The organism is Terracoccus sp. 273MFTsu3.1 (assembly GCF_000383675.1).
Taxonomy (GTDB): Bacteria; Actinomycetota; Actinomycetes; order Actinomycetales; family Dermatophilaceae; genus Terrabacter.
This window is the reverse complement of record NZ_KB911822.1, coordinates 175,155-194,259: the sequence shown is the minus strand read 5'-3', so window position 1 is coordinate 194,259 and position 19,105 is coordinate 175,155. Positions and strand designations below refer to the sequence as shown.

At 73.1% G+C, this 19,105-nt stretch carries 18 protein-coding genes and 1 riboswitch; of the genes, 10 read left to right on the top strand and 8 right to left on the bottom strand.

The genetic code is table 11. The features are described 5' to 3' along the window. Positions 1–104: 104 nt before the first annotated feature. From H283_RS0111185 to H283_RS0111170, 4 genes are all read right to left on the bottom strand, one after another. Positions 105–836, bottom strand: coding sequence for a glycosyltransferase (locus H283_RS0111185; protein ID WP_020143611.1), 732 nt, complete (start codon positions 834–836; stop codon positions 105–107). A gap of 14 nt (positions 837–850) precedes the next feature. After that, positions 851–1,666 (bottom strand): DUF5926 family protein, encoded by an 816-nt coding sequence (locus H283_RS0111180; RefSeq protein WP_020143610.1) that lies wholly within the window; start codon positions 1,664–1,666, stop codon positions 851–853. Between the two features lie 100 nt (positions 1,667–1,766). After that, positions 1,767–3,239 (bottom strand): LLM class flavin-dependent oxidoreductase, encoded by a 1,473-nt coding sequence (locus H283_RS0111175; RefSeq protein ID WP_020143609.1) that lies wholly within the window; start codon positions 3,237–3,239, stop codon positions 1,767–1,769. 19 nt (positions 3,240–3,258) lie between these two features. Beyond that, positions 3,259–3,693, bottom strand: coding sequence for an ATP-binding protein (locus tag H283_RS0111170; protein ID WP_020143608.1), 435 nt, complete (start codon positions 3,691–3,693; stop codon positions 3,259–3,261). A gap of 396 nt (positions 3,694–4,089) precedes the next feature. On the opposite strand from H283_RS0111170, the gene H283_RS0111165 reads away from it, so the two are divergent. Beyond that, positions 4,090–4,800, top strand: a complete 711-nt coding sequence (locus tag H283_RS0111165; RefSeq protein ID WP_020143607.1) for a PadR family transcriptional regulator — start codon at positions 4,090–4,092, stop codon at positions 4,798–4,800. 68 nt (positions 4,801–4,868) lie between these two features. Here the strand turns inward: H283_RS0111165 and H283_RS24815 are convergent, their stop codons facing one another. Next, the gene (locus tag H283_RS24815; RefSeq protein ID WP_020143606.1) at positions 4,869–5,390 is read right to left on the bottom strand and encodes a nitroreductase family deazaflavin-dependent oxidoreductase; all 522 of its coding nucleotides are present in this window, start codon (positions 5,388–5,390) and stop codon (positions 4,869–4,871) included. 55 nt (positions 5,391–5,445) lie between these two features. On the opposite strand from H283_RS24815, the gene H283_RS0111155 reads away from it, so the two are divergent. Beyond that, the gene (locus tag H283_RS0111155) at positions 5,446–6,960 is read left to right on the top strand and encodes a cobyric acid synthase (RefSeq protein WP_020143605.1); all 1,515 of its coding nucleotides are present in this window, start codon (positions 5,446–5,448) and stop codon (positions 6,958–6,960) included. Beyond that, the gene (cobF, locus tag H283_RS28430) at positions 6,957–8,333 is read left to right on the top strand and encodes a precorrin-6A synthase (deacetylating) (RefSeq protein ID WP_020143604.1); all 1,377 of its coding nucleotides are present in this window, start codon (positions 6,957–6,959) and stop codon (positions 8,331–8,333) included. Before H283_RS0111155 ends, cobF begins: the two co-directional genes overlap by 4 nt. An 18-nt stretch (positions 8,334–8,351) precedes the next feature. Here cobF and H283_RS0111145 read toward each other — a convergent pair whose 3' ends face one another. Further along, positions 8,352–8,927, bottom strand: a complete 576-nt coding sequence (locus H283_RS0111145) for a dienelactone hydrolase family protein (protein ID WP_020143603.1) — start codon at positions 8,925–8,927, stop codon at positions 8,352–8,354. A 61-nt stretch (positions 8,928–8,988) separates the two neighbouring features. Here H283_RS0111145 and H283_RS0111140 point away from each other — a divergent pair, with 61 nt between their 5' ends. The 3 genes from H283_RS0111140 to H283_RS27200 all read left to right on the top strand — a co-directional run bounded on the left by H283_RS0111140 (position 8,989) and on the right by H283_RS27200 (position 10,539). Then, on the top strand, positions 8,989–9,582 hold the full coding sequence (locus H283_RS0111140; RefSeq protein ID WP_020143602.1) for a helix-turn-helix domain-containing protein: 594 nt from the start codon (positions 8,989–8,991) through the stop codon (positions 9,580–9,582). Beyond that, on the top strand, positions 9,579–9,950 hold the full coding sequence (locus H283_RS0111135) for a VOC family protein (protein ID WP_020143601.1): 372 nt from the start codon (positions 9,579–9,581) through the stop codon (positions 9,948–9,950). Before H283_RS0111140 ends, H283_RS0111135 begins: the two co-directional genes overlap by 4 nt. A 106-nt stretch (positions 9,951–10,056) precedes the next feature. After that, positions 10,057–10,539, top strand: a complete 483-nt coding sequence (locus tag H283_RS27200) for a DUF2510 domain-containing protein (protein WP_081633842.1) — start codon at positions 10,057–10,059, stop codon at positions 10,537–10,539. A gap of 18 nt (positions 10,540–10,557) precedes the next feature. Here the strand turns inward: H283_RS27200 and H283_RS0111125 are convergent, their stop codons facing one another. Further along, positions 10,558–11,010: a hypothetical protein gene (locus H283_RS0111125; protein ID WP_020143599.1), complete on the bottom strand. Its 453-nt coding sequence runs from the start codon at positions 11,008–11,010 to the stop codon at positions 10,558–10,560. 57 nt (positions 11,011–11,067) lie between these two features. Further along, entirely contained in the window at positions 11,068–14,721 is a 3,654-nt protein-coding gene (gene cobN, locus H283_RS0111120; protein ID WP_020143598.1) for a cobaltochelatase subunit CobN, read from the bottom strand. A 40-nt stretch (positions 14,722–14,761) separates the two neighbouring features. Then, a riboswitch (cobalamin riboswitch) is annotated at positions 14,762–14,896 on the bottom strand. Between the two features lie 47 nt (positions 14,897–14,943). Between cobN and H283_RS0111115 the strand changes: the two genes are divergently transcribed. The 4 genes from H283_RS0111115 to H283_RS0111100 are packed head-to-tail and all read left to right on the top strand — an operon-like array spanning position 14,944 to position 19,105. Next, positions 14,944–15,723: a GNAT family N-acetyltransferase gene (locus tag H283_RS0111115; protein ID WP_156023129.1), complete on the top strand. Its 780-nt coding sequence runs from the start codon at positions 14,944–14,946 to the stop codon at positions 15,721–15,723. 54 nt (positions 15,724–15,777) lie between these two features. Next, a complete protein-coding gene (locus tag H283_RS0111110; RefSeq protein ID WP_043649131.1) occupies positions 15,778–16,920 on the top strand; it encodes a precorrin-3B synthase in 1,143 nt (380 codons plus the stop codon). After that, positions 16,911–17,579, top strand: coding sequence for a precorrin-8X methylmutase (locus H283_RS0111105; protein WP_020143595.1), 669 nt, complete (start codon positions 16,911–16,913; stop codon positions 17,577–17,579). The genes H283_RS0111110 and H283_RS0111105 overlap by 10 nt, the downstream gene beginning before the upstream one ends. Beyond that, a complete protein-coding gene (locus tag H283_RS0111100) occupies positions 17,576–19,105 on the top strand; it encodes a precorrin-2 C(20)-methyltransferase (protein WP_020143594.1) in 1,530 nt (509 codons plus the stop codon). The genes H283_RS0111105 and H283_RS0111100 overlap by 4 nt, the downstream gene beginning before the upstream one ends.

Genomic DNA, 19,105 nt, shown 5'->3' with positions numbered 1-19,105 from the left:
GACTGCTCTCGGTGTATACGACCGACGAGGTATGCCGTGCCGGTCGTGACGTCGCGGGGCAGTCGCGCGCCGCGCAGGCACTCAGGCGGCCGGGGTGGTGGTCGTCAGCCGGGGCCGAGGCGGCGACGCAGCCGACGGACGCCGAGCGCGAGCGCGACGTCGCGGTACTGCGCGGCCCGGTGCACCTGCGAGCGCCAGTCGGTGCCGGTGACCCGGTGCTGGAGGTCGCACGGCACCTCGAGGATGGTCAGGCCGGCGTCGAGCACGTCGACGGTCATGCCGACCTCGACGCCCCATCCGCGGGCGAAGGGTGTCGCCGCGGCGATCGCGGCCGGCGAGAGGCAGCGCATGCCCGACAGCGGCTGCACGGGCGACCAGCCGGTCAGTTCCTCGATCCCGCGGCGGGCGAGGCCGACGACGAGGCCGTGCCCGCCGGCGCTGCCCTGCTGCTCGGGGAGGGTGGCGATCGTGAGGTCGGCCTCGCCGCGCGAGACGGGGCCGACGAGGGCGCCCACGGCCTGGGCCGACGCCTCGAGGTCGGCGTCGACGAAGAGGACCGACGTGCCGGCGTCGAGACGGCCGACGCGACGCAGCCCCGACACGCGACCGAGGCCGCTCATCATCGCGTCGGCCTTGCCGTGGTTGCGCACGTGGCGCACGACCTCGGCGCCCTCGCGGGCCGCGATGACGGCGGTGCCGTCGGTCGACCCGTCGTCGACGACGACGACCGCCGAGACCCCGGGGATGGTGCGCACGCCACGGATCGTCTCGGCGATCCGTACCGACTCGTCCTTGGCCGGGATGACGACGGCGACGGACGGCGGCGGAGTCGTCATCGTCGGGCGTCCACTCAGCGGAGGGTGACCTGGCGGTTGGTGAGGCCGGCCTTGGCGCCGCGCTCGGCCGCGGTGAGCGGCTCGGTCGAGGCGGCCCCCGCGTCGATCTTCGTCCTCATGGCCGCGACGGCGTCCTCGAAGTCGGCGGCGGTCGAGGCGGGGTCGACCTCCCACACCGGGATGAGTAGCCCGCTCGAGCGGAAGCAGCCGAGCAGGCGGCCGTCCTCGCCGAGGTGGCTCTCGCCGGCGGCGTGCAGGCGCGCCAGGGCGCCGGTCGCGGTGTCCTCGTCGAAGGGCAGCACCCAGCGGACGTAGGTGCGCTCGCCGATGCGGCACCAGAAGGCGGACGGCGCGGCGTCGAGCTTGACGGTCGGGATGGCCGACTCGTTGGCGCGGTCGAGCGACTCCTTGCCGTCGGCGTCGAGGTCGGCGTCGGCGACCCAGAAGTCGAAGCCCTCGTGCAGCTCCATCTCGAAGGCCGCGTCGGTGTCGAGGATGTCCTGCAGGCGCGGGGTGTCGGCCATCGACACGGGCAGCGTCGTCACGGGCGACCCGGCCTCGGCGACCGACGCGAGGGCGATCGCCTGGGCGATGTCGCGGCTCGTGTCGCCGCTCGCGTTGCCGGACTGGATGCCGACGAGCACCTCGCCGTTCTCGCGGTGCAGGCCCGGCCACGCCAGGGGGAGCACCGTCGCGATCGTCACCTCGTCGGGCGCGTCCTCGGGCGCCTTGCCCTTCGCGAAGCGCACCGTGGCGGTCGCGGCCGGGACGATCTCGCGCATCGCGACCCAGTCGGTCTCGTTGGGCAGGCCCTCGAAGGGGCGGGCCACGAACGGGGCCGGAAGCGGACGTGCGGAACGGTCTGCGCGCTCGCTGCGCGGTCGACGTGATGCCTTACCCATGCGCGCCACCCTAGTGGCCGGGGCCCGGTCAGCCGAACGCGGTCGCGAGCGGGGCGAGAGCCCGCACGTCGTCCGGCCCGTCGAGCCCCACCGGTGCGACGAAGGCGGTGGTGACCCCGAGGTCGGCAAGCCCCGCGAGACGGGTCGCGTGCTCCGTCGCGGTGCCCGCGTGGTGCCGCGCGGCGAAGGTCGCTGCGGCCGCGCGACCACGGTGTCGCTCGACACGGGCCCAGACGTCGTCTCGGTCCCGACCGACGAGCGGGAGGTCGAGCACCGTCGCGTGCACCGATCTTGGGTCCCGACCAGCCTGCCCCACGAGCGCGAGGTAGCGCACCATCTTGGCGAGACCGACCTCGTCGGAGGGCACGTTGCAGCCGTCGCCGAGCCGGGCCGCGATGCGGAGCGTCCGGTCGCCGCCACCGCCCACGATGACCGGGATCTCGCCGACCGGCCGAGGGTAGGACGTCGTCTCGGGCAGCGAGACCCGCTGTCCGGCATACGGCTTCGTGCCGGGAGCCCAGAGGGCCTTCATCGTCTCGATGCCCACTTCCAGGGCGTCGAGTCGCGCTCGCGCAGAAGGGAACCCGAGACCGTATGCCGCATGCTCGCGTTCCCACCAGCCCGCGCCGACACCGACGAACGCCCTCCCGCCCGTCAGCGCCGACAGCGTCGCCGCGGCCTTGGCAGTGACGCCCGGGGCCCGGAAGGTCACCGGCGTGACGAGGGTGCCGAGCTGGAGACGGGTCGTCGAGGCGGCGAGGGCGCCGAGGGTCACCCACGGCTCCGGGATCGGGTCCCACGCCCGGCCGACCTGCGGGATCTGGATGAGGTGGTCCATGAGGGCGAGGCCAGCGAGCCCGGCCTCCTCGGCGGCGGCGGCCATCTCGCGGAGCCAGGCGAGCAGGTCACCCTCGGCCGGGAAGCGCGAGAGCTGCAGCACGACGCCGCGCAGACTCGTCGATTCGACGGGCGACGTCGACCGCTGGCCGGGTGTGGCCGCCGCGGCGTCGACCCCTCCGCCCGGCTCGATCAGCTCGTGGTCCGGTGCGACGCGGACGACCTGCCAACCCTCGGCCTCGAGCAGGTCGACCGTGGCCGCGACCGACGCGAGCTGGCTCGTGAGGACGCGGGCCGGGACCGGGCGGTCGCGGGCCGCGTTGCGCGAACGGCATACGCCCGCAGGCGTGTCGAGGGCGACGGCGACGGTCGGGAGTCCCACGGCCCGAGCGGCGTCCCGCCAGGCGCGGCGCCGGGTGGCGTCGGTGCCGAGCGTGTCGATGACGGTCGTCAGGCGGCGACCGAGGCGGGCGGCGACGACCTGCTCGAGCAGCGCGAAGGCATCGGTCGACGCGTCGAGGTCGTGCTCACCGCTGCCGACGACGGCGCGCAGCGCGTCGGACGAGACGACCTCGGCAACGCGGTAGCGCGAGGCTGCCCACGTCGACTTGCCCGAGCCGGAGGCCCCGACGAGGACGACGAGCGCCGGGTCGGGAAGGGACACGGCGCGGACTGCTCTCGGCTCAGTGCGAGCGGCGGCGCGAGGGACCGCCGAGCGAGGCCCAGACCGTGCGGCCGTGGGCCTCCTCGATGACTCCCCACTCGTGGGCGAGGGAGCGGACGATGCGCAGACCCCGGCCGCCAGGAGCCCACATGGTCGGCGGGGCGGGGCGCGGGACGGTCGGACCCCCGCCGTCGGAGACCTCGACCTCGACGACGTTGTTCTTGACCTTCCAGTGGATGCGGATCGCACCGTCGGAGAGGGGTTTTGCGTGGCGGATGGCGTTGGCGACGAGCTCGCTGACGACGATCTCGGCCTCGTCGATGACCTCCGGCGAGACCTCGCGGGCCAGGAGGTCCTCGACGAGCTCCTTGCGGATCCGAGGAGCCGCGGACGGCGCCCACTGGATGCGGACCGTGCGCTTCTCGCCCAGCGGAACGGCCGGGACGTTGCTCATGGATCTCCTCGCGATCGCGTTGGCTCGTCGGGCGTCCACATCGGTGTGGGACGCCGAGCCGCTCCCCTGTGTGCTCGCCACGTCAAGTCCTCCTCACGGGCGATTCGCATGCCCCCGTCGTTGAACGCTAACGAAACCAGCGCCGTACCTCAATGAGGTGCGAGTTTTTCCCGTGGCGCTGACCTGCTGATTCGTCCGTATCCAGACATCTAGCGGATGCCGTAGAGGCCTGGATACGGCGGAAGCCGGGGGGCCGCGCTGCGGGCGCTCCTGCACCCGCCTCGCCCGTACCCACTCGCGCAGGTCTCGGACAGATGCTTGCACGACGAACAGTCGCGATATATCGTCGACCTATCGCGACTGTTCGTGAGTCGCGTTCGTAGAAGGAGAACCACCATGCACGGACACCACCACCATCGACGCGAGTCCGGCTGGGACGGCAACTGGGGCGGCGGCTGGGGAGGCCAGGGCAACGGCCCCGGCTTCGGACCCGGCCGTGGTCCCTGGGGCGGTCCCGGAGGACCCGGCCCCGGCGGCCGTGGCCGCCCCGGCCCGCCCCCGTGGGTCGCTGACCTCGTCCGCCACTTCGGCGGACCCGGCTTCGGCTCCGAGTTCGGCGGACGCCGCGGACCCCGCGCCCGACGCGGCGACGTCCGCGCCGCCATCCTCGACGTCCTCGCGGGCGACGAGATGAACGGCTACCAGCTCATCCAGCAGATCTCCGAGCGCACGAACGGCGCGTGGAAGCCGAGCCCCGGCTCGGTCTACCCGACCGTCCAGCAGCTCGAGGACGAAGGCCTCGTCGAGGGCCGCGACGTCGAGGGCCGGCGACTGCTGCGCCTCACCGACGCGGGTCGCGCCTACGTCGAGGAGAACGCCGACGAGATGGCCGCCACCTGGCGTCCCTTCGAGGAGTCGTCCGAGGAGGAGGCTCCCCGGCCCTCCGGCGGCGCCAACGACCTCATGCCGCTCGTCGGCCAGGTCATGGGCGGGATGTGGCAGGTCGTCACGACCGGCACCTCCCAGCAGCGGGCGGAGGCGGCGGAGATCCTCACCGAGACCCGACGCAAGCTCTACCGCCTGCTCGCCGACGGCGACCCCGAGTGACCAGCGGGCCCCGAGTGGCCTGACCACACGGGGCGTGGACAGAGCAGAGGACCGCACCCCGGGCACGTTCAGTCGTGCTCGGGGTGTCCTGCGTCCTCGGGGCGGAGCACGAAGAAGCCGAGATCGCGGCCACCCGCACGCTCCTCATAGACGGCGTACCCGGGGTAGATCGCGAGCGCCGCGGAGCGCACCCGCTCACGGTCCGGACCCACGAGCTGCACGGCCCGCACCGCGTGCGTGACGCCATCGACCTCGAACGTCGCACGCGGGTGGGCCCGGAGGTTGAAGTACCACGCGGGCGGCCGCTCGGAGCCGAAGCGCGAAGCGATGAGGCCCCACCCGTCGTCGAGCGGCACGGCGAGCAGCGGCACGGTGCGAGGCTCGCCCGACCTCGCGCCCGTGGTCGTGAGCAGGCCGACCGGGATGCCGGCGAGCACGGCGCTCACAGCGCGGCGCCTCGGTGCGACGCGGTGGCCGAGGAGGTCCAGGTGGTGCAGGACCCGCTTGAAGAACCACGAGCCCGGCGCGCTCGCCGAGAACCGGCGGAGCCCGCGCTGGAACATATTCGCCTGGTCGAAGGTCGCCGCCATCTCCGCAGCGTAGGACCCGTCGGGGTCCGGCGGGGTCGTCCGGCAGGATGGTCGGGTGCCCACGCCCAACCCCTCCGGTCTCCTCGTCGCCGGCACGTCGTCCGACGCCGGCAAGTCCGTCATCGTCGCGGGTCTGTGCCGCGCCCTCGTGCGCCGTGGCGTGCGGGTCGCCCCGTTCAAGGCGCAGAACATGTCGAACAACTCGATGGTCTGCCTCGACGGAGGCGAGATCGGCCGGGCGCAGTGGCTCCAGGCCGTCGCGGCGCGGGTCGAGCCGACCACGGCGATGAATCCCGTCCTGCTCAAGCCGGGCACGGACCGCCGCTCCTTCATCGTCGTGCGGGGCGAACCCGCCGGGACGCTCGAGGCGGGGCAGTATGCCGCCGGGCGGGCCCACCTGGCCGACGCCGCGTTCGCGGCCTACCGCGAGCTCGCCGACGCGTTCGAGCTCGTCGTCTGCGAGGGCGCCGGCTCCCCCGCCGAGATCAACCTCCGCTCGGGCGACTACGTCAACATGGGCCTGGCCCGCGAGTTCGGCCTGCCGGTCGTCGTCGTCGGTGACATCGACCGCGGCGGCATCCTCGCCTCGCTCTACGGCACGTGGGCCCTGCTCGACGAGGACGACCGCGCGCTGCTCAAGTCCTTCGTCATCAACAAGTTCCGCGGGGACGTGTCCGTGCTGGAGCCCGGTCTGGACGCGATCACGGACCGCACGGGCGTGCCGTTCCACGGCGTCATCCCGTGGCTGCTCGACGTGTGGCTCGACAGCGAGGACACCCTCGAGGTCGGGCACTGGCGGGCCTCGACCGCCCTGTCCGCCACGTCACGCGACCGGCTCAAGGTGGCTGTCATCCGGCTGCCCCGCATCTCGAACGCCACCGACGTCGACGCGCTCGCTGCCGAGCCCGGCGTCGACGTCCTCGTGACGATCGACCCGACCGTCGCCGAGGCCGCCGACCTGCTCGTCCTGCCCGGATCCCGTTCGACGGCAAGCGATCTCGAGTGGCTGCGCGAGCGCGGCCTCGCCGAGGTCGTCGGCCGACGCGTCGCCGCCGGACGTCCGGTGCTCGGCGTGTGCGGTGGCTACCAGATGCTCGGTCACGAGATCGAGGACGACGTCGAGGGCCGCGTCGGGGTCGTGCCCGGGCTCGGGCACCTGCCCGTGCGGGTCGAGTTCGGCGAGTCGAAGGTGCTGGCGCGCCCCGCGGGGTCGTGGGGCCGCCACGCCGTCAACACGGCCTACGAGATCCACCACGGCATCGCCCGACGGCTGCCCGACGGGCATCCTGCGACCGTGGAGTCGCCTGCAGCGCAGGGCTTCCTCGACGGCTGGAACGTCGAGCAGGTGTGGGGCACCATGTGGCACGGCGCCTTCGAGAGCGACGACTTCCGTCGAGCCTGGCTCGCGCAGGTCGCCCTCGCGGCGGGGTCACGGTGGCAGCCCCACGACGACGCCCCGGGCTTCGCGGCGCGACGCGAGCGGATGCTCGACACCTTGGCCGACGCCCTCGAGGAGCACGTCGACATCGACGCCCTCCTCTCCTTCACCCGGATGGGAGCCACGGCATGATCGAGCGCATCCGGGTCATCGGGATCGGCATGGGCGACCCGGGCCACGTGACCGGCGAGGCGGCCGGCGCCCTGGGCACCGTCGACGTCTTCCTCGTCGCCGACAAGGGCGACGCGAAGTCCGATCTCGTCGCCGCCCGGCAGGCGGTGTGCGACGCGCTCATCCCCTCCGAGCACGCGTACCGCGTCGTCGAGGTCACCGACCCGCGACGGGGGCCGGACGCCGGACGCGACGCGACGGCATACGACCGCGGGGTGCGCGACTGGCACGCGGCGCGGGTGGACGCGTACGCCGACGTCATCGACGGGCTGGACGAGGGCGAGACCACGGTCGGCTTCCTCGTGTGGGGCGACCCGGCCTTCTACGACTCGACGATCCGCGTCGTCGACGCCCTCGTCCAGCGGTACGCGGCAGCGGGGGTCACCGTCGCGCACGACGTCATCGCCGGGATCAGCGCGCCGCAGCTGCTCGCCGCGCGCCACCGCATCCCGCTCAACCGCATCGGCGCGCCGATCCACATCACGACGGGTCGGCGGCTCCTCGACGAGTACGACCCCTCGCTCGGCGACGTCGTCGTCATGCTCGACGGGCACCTCGCGTGCGCCGAGCTCGCGGGCGCGTTCCCCGACCTCGAGCTCTGGTGGGGCGCCTACCTCGGCACGCCTGACGAGCTGCTCGTGCACGGACGGCTCGCCGACGTCGTCGACGAGGTGCGCCGCGTCCGTGCGGAGGCCCGCGAGCGCCACGGCTGGGTCATGGACACCTACCTACTCCGGCCACCCGCGGACGCGCCGACCGGCCCCGGCCCGACCCCCTTCCCGCAGACGGAGCCGCTGACCGACGGCGTCGTCACGCTGCGGCCGATGACCACCGCCGACTGGGAGACGGTGCGGGACGAGCACAACAACGACGAGTCGCTGCGCTGGGACTTCGCGGGCCGGCCACTGACCGACGACGAGGCGCGACGCCGGGCGGCCTCGGCCGCGCTCGAGTGGCGCCGCGGGCGGGCGGCACGGTTCGTCGTCGTCGACGTCGCCTCCGGTGAGGGTGCGGGCGTCATCGGCGTCCTGCGGATGGGCCCGCCCGGCACCGGGCTCATCGGCTACGGCGTGCTCCCGGCCTTCCGGGGTCGCGGCCTCACGACCCGGGCCCTGCGACTCGTGTCGCGGTGGGCGCTCGAGGAGACGGGACTCGCCCGCCTCGAGCTCGGCCACAAGGTGGGCAATGAGGCCTCGGGCCGGGTGGCCGCCAAGGCGGGCTTCCGCGCCGAGGGCCGGCTCAGCGGCCGTCTGCCCAACCCGGACGGCACCCGCTCCGACGAGATCTACTACTCCCTGACGCGCGAGGCCCTCCAGCCTGAACCCCCAGCGTGAAACCCCCGGCCTGAGCCCTCAGAGGCGGGCGAGGAAGTCGAGGACGCGCTGCTGCACGAGGGCTGCGGCCTCGGGGTCGTAGGCCGTGGTGCTGGCGTCGGCGAAGAGGTGCCCGCACCCGGCATAGGTGAAGAGCTCACCGTCCTCGGCGGCCGCCACGATGGCGCGGGCGGCATCGACGTCACCTTCGTCCATGAAGTACTCGTCGGCCTCTCCGCCGTGGATCTGCACGGGGACACCGGCCGGCCAGTCGGGCGCGAACTCGCCGAGCGGGATGGCCGAGTCGAGCAGGATGGCGCCCCGCGCGCCCGACCGGGTCTGGGTGAGCCGCTGCGCCGCCATGACGCCGAGCGAGAAGCCGGCACAGACGAGGTCCTCGGGCAGCCCCTCGGCCGCGGCGACGCCCTGCTCCTGCAGGGTGCCGAAGCCGATCGATCGCGCCTTGGCCATGCCCTCGTCGAGGGTGGCGAAGCTCTCGCCGCCGTAGAGGTCGGGGGTGTGGACCGTGTGCCCGGCTGCACGGAGGGCGTCGGCGAAGGCGAGGAAGCCCGGGGTCTGGCCCTGGGCGTGGTGGAGGAGGAGGACGTCGGCCATGCTTGCTCCTGTGCTCGATGGTTTCCCTGCTGTTGATCCAACAATCTAGACTGATCCAACAATGTCGATCAATAGCCCGCAGCTGCCCGACTACGAGCTCCCCGACGCGGTGGAGCTGACGACACCTGCCCAGCTGCGCGCCATCGCCGACCCGCTGCGGTCGACGCTGCTCGACCTCGTGCTCGAGCGGGCGGCCACCGTCGCCGAGCTGGCCGCTGCCGTCGGCCGGCCCAGGAGCACCGTCGCCCACCACGTCGGCGTGCTCGTCGACGCCGGCATGCTGCGGGTCGTCCGGACCCGCCGGGTGCGCGCCATCGACGAGCGCTTCTACGGCCGCACCGGCCGCACCATCACCATCGGCGTCGCCCGCCACCCCGGTGACCCGACGGTCCCCGTCTGCGTCAACGGGCTCTCGGTCGCCGCGGCCGAGTCGGTCCCGGCCCACGAGGACGACACGCTCTACTCCACGCTCCGGCACGTCAGGATCCCGAGGGAGAGCGCGTCGGAGTTCTGGCGCCGCGTCGAGGGACTCGTGCGCGAGTTCACCGCCCTGCCCCGCTCGGGCGACACCGTCTACGGCCTCGCCGTCGGCCTCTACCCCACCGACCAGCCCGTCCTGCCCGAGGCCGAGCCCGCCGACGAGGAGAAACCATGACTGCCGACCCGCGCCCCCTTCGCGTCAGTGCCGTCTCGCTCGACTGCGCCGACCACGCGGCGCTCGCGGCCTTCTACGCGGAGCTCTTCGACGGCACGGTGCTCTGGTCTCACGGTCACGCGTCGGCTGTCGACGTCGGCGGGCTGGTCCTCGTGGCCCAGGAGGTCGAGGACCATCGCGAGCCGACGTGGCCGCACCACTCGATCGTGCACCTCGACGTCACGGTCGACGCCGACGCCCTCGACGCCCAGGCCGAGCGCGCCCTCGGACTGGGCGCCCGCCTCGCGGACCCCCAGCCCGACACCCGCTGGCGCGTGCTACTCGACCCCGCCGGCCATCCCTTCTGCCTGACACCCTTCGCTCCCTGACAAAACGTCGAGACGTGCCCGCGTCCCGACATACGCTCGGAGTCTCAGGACTCTGACGACGCTGACCACGCTGACCACGCTGACCACGCTGACGAGGAGGTCGAGCATGAACGAGGGACCGTCGGCTCCACCTGGCTGGTACCCGGCCGGTGAGGGCGAGCGCTACTGGGACGGGCGGGCGTGGACGCCGCACACCAGGCCCCCGATGCCGCCGCCGGTCGCGGCGACCGATGTCCACGGGCTGCCGCACCAGCCGGCCGGCGCGCCGTGGGGACCAACAGGGTGGCCGCCGCCGACACCGTCCCCCGGCCCGTACGGCATGGCCGGCGCACCGGTCTACTACGCGCAGGTCGCTCCGAAGAGCCCAGCCCTCTCCGTGCTCGCGTCCTTCTTCGTCCCGGGACTCGGCAGCATGGTCAACGGCGACGTGGCCAAGGGCATCGGGATCCTCATCGGCTACTTCGTGAGCTGGATCTTCGTCATCGTCCTCGTCGGGATCGTCGGCGTCTTCGGCTTCTGGGTGTGGGGCATGGTCGACGCCGCCCGGGGCGCGAGGCGCTGGAACGCCCGTCATGGCATTCTCAGCTAGCCCCCCGGGATCGCGTGGTCAGAAGGGGTCGATGACGCCGTTGAGGCACGGGTTGTAGAGGTAACTGCCTCCGAAGGTCTTGGCGCAGCGTGCCGTTCGACTGGCGGCACCTGTTCCACCCGGGAGCCCGATGACCGGCTCGAGCACCTTCGGCGGCACGACGAGTGTCGAGACCGTCCCGTCCTCACGCAGCAGGTCGAAGGTCACCGGCTGGCCCTGCGCCAGGTTGGCGATGGCGTTGCGGCACGGGACCGAGGCGGGCTGGGAGATGTCGTCGAGGAACTTCCCGACAGCCTTGGTGCGCGCGAAGTCCTCGAGGCCGGCCGCGAGCGTCTTCATCGCCAGCTCGCAGCTCTTGTCGCCCACCGTGTCCGGGTCGTCGTCGCCACAGCCGGCCAGACCCGCAAGCATCACGACGACGGCGGCGACCCCGAGGCCACCCCGTGTCCGACCACCCCACCGACCGACCATGCCCCACGGTAGGACCGGGGTCGTTCCCGCGTCCGGGCAATGGCGGGAGAGGTCACCTCAGTCCTCGAGGTCTCCCTCGACGTCGAGGTAGACCTGCTGGAGGTCCGCCATCAGCTGGGCGTCCGGCTCCTCCCAGAGCCCGCGGTCGACCGCCTCGTGGAGCCGCTCGACCATGCCGTGCAGCGCCCACGGGTTGGCGTGCTGGAGGAAGTCGCGGTTCTCCTTGTCGAGCACGTAGGTCTGGGCGAGCTGCTCGTACATCCAGTCCGTCACGACGCCGGCTGTCGCGTCGAAGCCGTAGAGGTAGTCGACCGTCGCCGCGAGCTCGAACGCGCCCTTGTAGCCGTGCCGCCGCATCGCCGCGATCCAGCGCGGGTTGACGACACGCGCTCGGAAGACACGCGCCGTCTCCTCGGTGAGGCTGCGCGTGCGCACCGCGTCCGGCGTCGTGGAGTCGCCGACGTACGCCTTGGGCTCGCGACCGGTGAGCGCGCGGACCGTGGCGACCATGCCGCCGTGGTACTGGAAGTAGTCGTCGCTGTCGGCGATGTCGTGCTCGCGCGTGTCGATGTTCTTGGCGGCGACGTCCATCCGCGCGTACGTGCGCTCCATGTCGGCCCGAGCAGGTATGCCGTCCAGCTCGCGCCCGTACGCGAAGCCGCCCCACGTCGCGTAGACCTCCGCGAGGTCGGCGTCCGAGCGCCAGTTGCCCGACTCGATGAGCGGGAGGATGCCGGCGCCGTAGGAGCCCGGCTTGCTGCCGAAGATCCGGGTCGTGGCGCGGCGGGCGTCGCCGTGCTCGGCGAGGTCGCCGGCGACGTGGGCCCTGAGGTAGTTGTCGTCGTGGGACTCGTCGAGCCCGGCCACGAGCTGCACGGCGTCGTCGAGCATGGCGATGACGTGCGGGAAGGCGTCGCGGAAGAAGCCGGAGATGCGGACCGTGACGTCGATGCGGGGGCGGCCGAGCTCGGCGAGGGGGATGGCGTCGAGCCCGACGACCCGGCGCGACATCTCGTCCCAGCGCGGGCGGACGCCGAGGAGCGCCAGCACCTCGGCGATGTCGTCGCCCGACGTGCGCATCGCCGACGTGCCCCACACCGAGAGCCCGACCGAGCGCGGCCACTCGCCGGTGTCGGCCCGGTGCCGGGCCAGCAGGTCGTCGGCCAGGCGCTGTCCGGTCTCCCAGGCGAGCCGGCTCGGGATCGCCTTGGGGTCGACGGAGTAGAAGTTGCGGCCGGTCGGCAGCACGTTGACGAGGCCGCGCAGGGGCGACCCCGAGGGCCCGGCCGGGACGTAGCCGCCGTCGAGCGCATGGAGGACCGCGTCGATCTCGCCCGTCGTCGCCCGCAGCCGCGGGACGACCTCGCGGCACGCGAAGGCCAGCGAACGGCATACGCCGACGGTGTCGACACGCGGGTCCGCGCCCAGCCGCGCGCGCACGATGCCGGGCACGGCGTCCTCGTCCCAGTCGGCCCCGGCGAGAGCGGCGACGAGGGCGCTCGCCTGCTCCTCGGCGTCGTCGACGGACGAGCGCTCGGCGTGCCCCTCACTCAGGCCGAGCGCCGTCCGCAGCCCAGGCACCGCGGCGACAGCACCGGCGAAGACCTGGTTGGCCCGCAGGATCGCGAGCACGAGCTTGGCGAGGCCCTCCCCCGTGGGGGCCTCGCCAAGAACGTGGAGTCCGTCCCGGATCTGGACGTCCTTGACCTCGCAGAGCCAGCCGTCGACGTGCATGACGAACTCGTCGAAGGCGTCGTCGTCAGGACGGTCCTCGAGCCCGAGGTCGTGGTGCAGCTGGGCGGACTGGATGAGGGTCCAGATCTCGGCGCGCAGGGCCGGCGCCTTGGCCGGGTCCATGACGGAGACGTTGCCGTACTCGTCGAGGAGCTGCTCGAGGCGGGCGATGTCGCCGTAGGACTCGGCGCGCGCCATGGGAGGAACGAGGTGGTCGACGATCGTCGCGTGGGCGCGACGCTTGGCCTGGCTGCCCTCTCCGGGGTCGTTGACGAGGAAGGGGTAGACGAGCGGGATCGAGCCGATCGTCGCGTCAGGCCCGCACGCCGCGGACAGGGCGAGGTTCTTGCCGGGCAGCCACTCGAGGTTGCCGTGCTTGCCCATGTGGACGACGGCGTGGGCGCCGAACTCCCTTGCGAGCCAGTCGTAGACGGCGAGGTAGTGGTGCGTCGGCGGCAGGTCGGGGTCGTGGTAGATCGCGATGGGGTTCTCGCCGAAGCCGCGCGGCGGCTGGACGAGGACGACGACGTTCCCGGCCCGGATGCTCGCCGCGACGAGCTCGCCCTCGGGGTCCGCGTGGCGGTCGACGAAGACCTCGCCGGGCGCGACTCCCCAGTGCTCCGTGACGGCATCACGCAGCTCGGCCGGGAGTGCGTCGAAGTGCTCGCGGTAGCGGGCGGCCGGGATGCGCACCGGCTGGCCGCTCAGCTGCTCCTGCGTCAGCCAGTCCTCGTCCTGGCCGCCGGCCTCGATGAGCGCGTGGATGAGGGCGTTGCCCGCGGTCGTGTCGGCTGACTCGCCGTCGACCGGCTCGAGGGGCCCGGTGCCGGGGATCTCGCCCGGCTCGCCTAGGTCGTAGCCGGCGTCGCGCATCGCCCGCAGCAGCCGGATGATCGAGACGGGCGTGTCGAGACCGACGGCGTTGCCGATGCGCGAGTGCTTGGACGGGTAGGCCGACAGGACGACTGCGATCCGGCGCTCGGCCGGCGGCGTGTGGCGCAGGCGGGCGTGGTTGACGGCGAGCGTGGCCAGGCGTGCGCAGCGCTCGGGGTCCGGCACGTAGTGCGGCAGGCCGTCGGCGTCGGTCTCCTTGAAGGAGAAGACGCCTCCGATGATGCGGCCGTCGAACTCGGGCACGGCGACCTGCGTGGCCACGTCGAGCGGGCTCATCCCGTCGTCGCTCGCCCCCCACTGGTCGCGGCTCCACGTCAGGCAGAGGCCCTGGATGATCGGGACGTCGAGGGCGGCCAGCGCCTGCACGTCCCACGCCTCGTCGTCCTCGCCGGCGCTCGCGGTGCCGGGCTTGGTGCCGCCCGCTGCGAGCACGGTCGTCACGAGGACGTCGTATGCCGCGAGGTGCTCGAGCAGGTCGGCGGGCGCGTCGCGCAGCGACGACACGTGCACGGGCACGCCGATGCCGCCGGCCGCGTCGATCGCGTCGGCGAGGGCGTGGACGTACGTGGTGTTCTCGGCGGCGAACTGGGCCCGGTAGAAGAGGATCGCGACGCGAGGACGTGGGTGGCCGTCGGCCGCGGGCTGTGGCTCGGGGCGGTCGAGGACACCCCACGTCGGCAGGGTGACGGGCGGATCGAAGCCCTCACCCGTCATGAGGAGCGTGTCGCCGAGGAAGGCGTGCAGCTCGCGGAGGTTGGCCGCCCCGCCCTCCGCGAGATAGCGGTGCGCCTCGGCGACGACGCCGGGGGCGACCGTCGAGAGCTCCATGAGGGCGGCGTGCGGGGTCTGCTCGCCGCCGAGCACGACCATCGGCTTCTCCGTGGCCCGGATCCGGCGGAAGCCGTCGCAGAGGTCCTGGGGACCGCCGAGGATGCGAGCCACGACGATGTCGGCAGCCTCGATCGCCTCGGCCATCGACGTGTGACCGGGCCGGGACGGGTTGGCGAGCACGTAGTCGGCACCGCTCCCGCGGGCGCACAGCAGGTCGGTGTCAGACGTCGAGAGCAGCGCGATGCGCGTCACTGGAACTCCTCGGCGGGGTGTCCGCGCCCCGCGGTCGAAAGGAAAGAGAAGCGCTGCCGGCAGTTCCTGACTCACCGCCTCCCTCAACGGGTGGCGACTCACAGTGGCGGGACCGTCCCGGATTCTCACCGGGTTCCTGGATCGACGACGCTGCGCCCACCCTAGCCCGTGGTGCGCGCACATTTCCCGGCGGCCCGCTCGGCGTCCGGCTACGGTGCGAACGTGGGCGGTCACGGCGATCCTCGGGTGGCGGCGGTGGAGGAGAACCTCATCGCGCAGTTCCGGCTGCTGGCGAGCACCGAGCACGTCACCGCCCTCCCGGACGACGACGTCGTGGCGTTCACGCGCGACCTCGCCTTCCCCCTCTTCAACGCGATCTGCGGAGCCCGGTTCAGGCCGGGCTCGGAGACGGAGCGGGCGGCCGCGCTGGTCGACGGCTACATCGCCCGGGGCCTGCCCTTCCTGTGGTGGGCCACGCCGTCGACGATGACGCCCGAGATCGACGCCGTGCTGCGGTCCCGGGGGATCGAACCCAGCCCCGAGCCGGGAATGCACGTCGAGCTCACCCGAGACGTGGACCCGCGTCTCGGGACTGGTGTCGACATCTCACCCAGCCCGGTCACCGGGGAGCTCGTGGAGGTCATGGCCTCGGGCTTCGGCTTCCCGGCCTTCGTCGTGGAGCCGCTGCGGCTGGCACTGGCCGACTTCGGACCGGAGGTCCTCTTCCACGTTGTCGCCCGGGTCGACGGCGCGGCCGTGAGCGCGGGGTCGGCCTTCGTCACCGGGCGAACGGTGGGGATCTACAACATCGCCACCATCGAGTCCGCTCGGCGACGAGGGCTGGGACATGCCGTCACGGCCACCCTGATGAACCTTGCACGAGGCCGCGGGTGCAGTGAGGCGGTCCTCATGGCCTCGGAGATGGGTCGCCCGACCTACGAGCGACTGGGCTTCGTCGAGGTGTGCCAGACCCCTCAGTACGTCTGGACGCCGAGTCACTGACGCGCGGCCGACGCCCGAGACGGCCGTCTTGCACTCACGGTGGTCGGGCCTACCATGTGCCGCGTGACCGCCCCGTCGAGCCGAGAGCGCCGGGCAGGCGACGCCTGCCCCGGTGTCAGCCGACCCTTCGTGGCGGCCGACGGCTCGATCGTGCGGCTCCGCCCGGCTGGCCGGACCGTGCCCGTCGACGCCTTGTCCCGCCTCATGGATGTCGTTGCGGTCCAACCGGATCCAGCGATCCAGCTGACCTCCCGCGGAGCCCTTCAGCTGCGCGGACTGCCGGACCCGCTGACCCCGCGGATCCGTGAGGCGATCCGGGCCACGGGGCTCGTCCCGTCGGCGAGCCACGAGCTGGTCCGCAACGTCGTCGCGTCACCGCTGTCCGGCCTCGACGGCGCCGGGCACTGTGACCTGCGTCCCGTCACCCGCGCGCTCGACACCGCGCTCTGCGCCGACCCCGTCCTCGCCCACCTCGGTGGCCGCTTCCTCTTCGTCCTCGACGACGGGCGTGGTGACGTCGTGGGCGAGTCCTTCGACCTGGGCGTGTTCGCGACCGGACCCGGGCGTTGCGTCGTGCTGGTCGGCGGCACGGACCGGGGCTGGGAGGTGCCGCTGGCGGCCGCCGTGCCTCGGCTGGTGGCCCTCGCGCAGGAGTTCGTCGAGCGGGCCGGCGGCGACGAGTCCGTCTGGCACGTCAGTGAGCTCGCGATGCCACTCGGGACCGAGCCGACGGCCGGGCTCGACCTGCCACCTCCACCGGAGCGCCCGCGCGGGGCCGTCGGCGACCACGCCGTCGTGGCCGTGCCCCTGGGCCTCCTCCGACCCGACCACGTGGCCACGCTCGCCCGTGTCACGGATCGCGTGCTCGTGACCCCGTGGCGCTCGCTCGTCGTCGAGAACGCCGCGCCGGCACTACCCGAGCTCGAGGCCGCCGGCCTCGTGACGCACGTCGACTCCCCCTGGACGCGACTGCACGCCTGCGCCGGCCTCCCTGGCTGCGCGCGGTCCGCCCTCGACACCCGCGCCCTGGCCCGCGACCTCGCTCCGGTCCTGCCGCGTGGCCACCTTCCCGTGCACGTCAGCGGGTGCGAGCGACGGTGCGGAACGCCGGCGACGGCATACGTCGACGTGCTGACCCCACGGTCCACGGAGGAAGCCTTGTCCACCATCGCCGAGCAGGAGTCCCCATGGACGTGAACACCGAGACACGGCACGCGCCGACGCGACGCTACGACTACGTCACGGACGGGGCCGAGATCTACCGCCGGTCCTTCGCCACGATCCGCGCGGAGGCCCGCCTCGACCACCTGCCCGAGGACGCCCGCGTCGTGGCGGTCCGCATGGTGCACGCGAGCGGCGACGTCGACCTCACCGAGCACATCGCCGTGCACCCGCGGCTCGTCACGGCGGCGCGGACCGCGCTGCAGTCCGGTGCTCCCGTCCTCACCGATGCGCACATGATCGCCTCCGGCATCACCCGGGCCCGGCTGCCCCGCGCCAACGAGGTCGTCTGCACGCTGCGCGACGAGCGCGTTCCGGCTCTCGCACAGGCCTGGGGCACGACGCGATCCGCCGCCGCCGTCTCGCTCTGGGGCGACCGCGTCGCAGGTGCCGTCGTCGCGATCGGCAACGCGCCCACGGCGCTCTTCCACCTCCTGGAGACCATCGCCGACGGGGGCCCGCGCCCGGCCGCCATCATCGGCATCCCCGTCGGCTTCATCGGCTCCGCGGAGTCGAAGGTCGCCCTCGCCGAGAACCCCTTCGACATCCCATGGCTCGTCGTCCACGGCCGGCGCGGCGGCTCGGCCCTCGCGGCCTCTGCCGTCAACGCCCTGGCCCGCGAGGAGGAGCTGTGACCGGCTGGCTCCGCGGCGTCGGCGTGGGGCCGGGCGACCCCGAGCTCGTCACGGTCAAGGCGACGCGGCTCATCGGCGAGGCCGACGTCGTCGCCTTCCACAGCGGGCCGCGGGGCGACTCGATCGCCCGCCGCATCGCCGCCTCGTACTTCCGTGAGGGAGTCGTCGAGGAGCTCCTCGTCTACCCCGTCACCACCGGCGCGACGGACCACCCGCTCGGCTACCACGGCCTCATGGCCGACTTCTACGACGAGTCGGCCGATCGCCTTGCCGCACATCTGGACTCGGGCCGCAACGTCGTCGTCCTCGCCGAGGGTGACCCGCTCTTCTACGGCACCTACATGTACCTCCACGACCGACTCGCCGACCGCTACGACACCGCGGTCGTCCCGGGTGTCACGTCGGTCAGCGGGTCGGCAGCCGCCGTCGCCACCGGCCTCTGCCGGCACGAGGACGTGCTGACGATCCTGCCCGGGACGCTGCCGGTGCCGGAGCTCGCGCGCCGGCTCGCCGACACCGAGGCTGCCGTCGTCATGAAGCTCGGCCGCACCTTCGAGAACGTCCGCGAAGCCCTGCGACAGGCCGGGCGGCTCGACGAGGCGCGCTACGTCGAGCGGGCCAGCACGGAGGCCGAGCGGGTGGTTCCCGTCGCCGAGGTCGACGCCTCGACCGTGCCGTACATGTCGATGGTCGTCGTGCCAGGACGCGACCTGCGGGCCGACGCGGCCGGGCGTGCAGAGTCCTCGCGTACTGCCGATGCGCATGCCCCACAGGGGGTTCCGGAGGGATCCGGTCAGGGAGAGGTCGTCGTCATCGGTCTCGGTCCCGGGCCGGACCGCTGGATCACGCCAGAGGTGTCCGCCGAGCTCGCGCAGGTCGGACACGTCGTCGGCTACGCGCCCTACGTCAACCGAGTGCCCCAGCGCGAGGGGCTGACGCGCCACGCGTCCGGCAACACCGTCGAGGTGGACCGCGCCCGGGACGCACTCGAGCTCGCCCGCAAGGGCGAGCGGGTCGCCGTCGTGTCCGGCGGCGACGCAGGCGTCTTCGGCATGGCGTCGGCCGTGTTCGAGGCGGCCGATGCTCACGGCTACACCGACGTGCCGGTGCGCGTGCTGCCCGGAGTCACGGCCGCCCAGGCCGTGGCAGCCCGCGCGGGCGCACCGCTGGGCGGCGACTTCGCCATCATGTCGCTGTCCGACCGGCTCAAGCCGTGGACCGTCATCGAGAAGCGGCTCCGCGCCGCAGCAGCGGCCGACCTCGTCGTCGCCCTCTACAACCCCGCCTCGCGCAGCCGCACCGAGCAGATCGCGCGGGCCCGTGAGGTCTTCCTCGAGAAGCGCGACCCCGCCACCGTCGTCGTCGTGGGGCGGGACGTCGGCCGTGCCGAGGAGTCCCTCACGGTGACGACTCTCACCGACCTCGACCCCGCAGCGATCGACATGAAGTGCCTCGTCATCGTCTGCGCGTCCGGCACCCGCGTCACCGGCGCCGGCCAGGTCTGGACCCCCCGCTTCGTCCGGTGA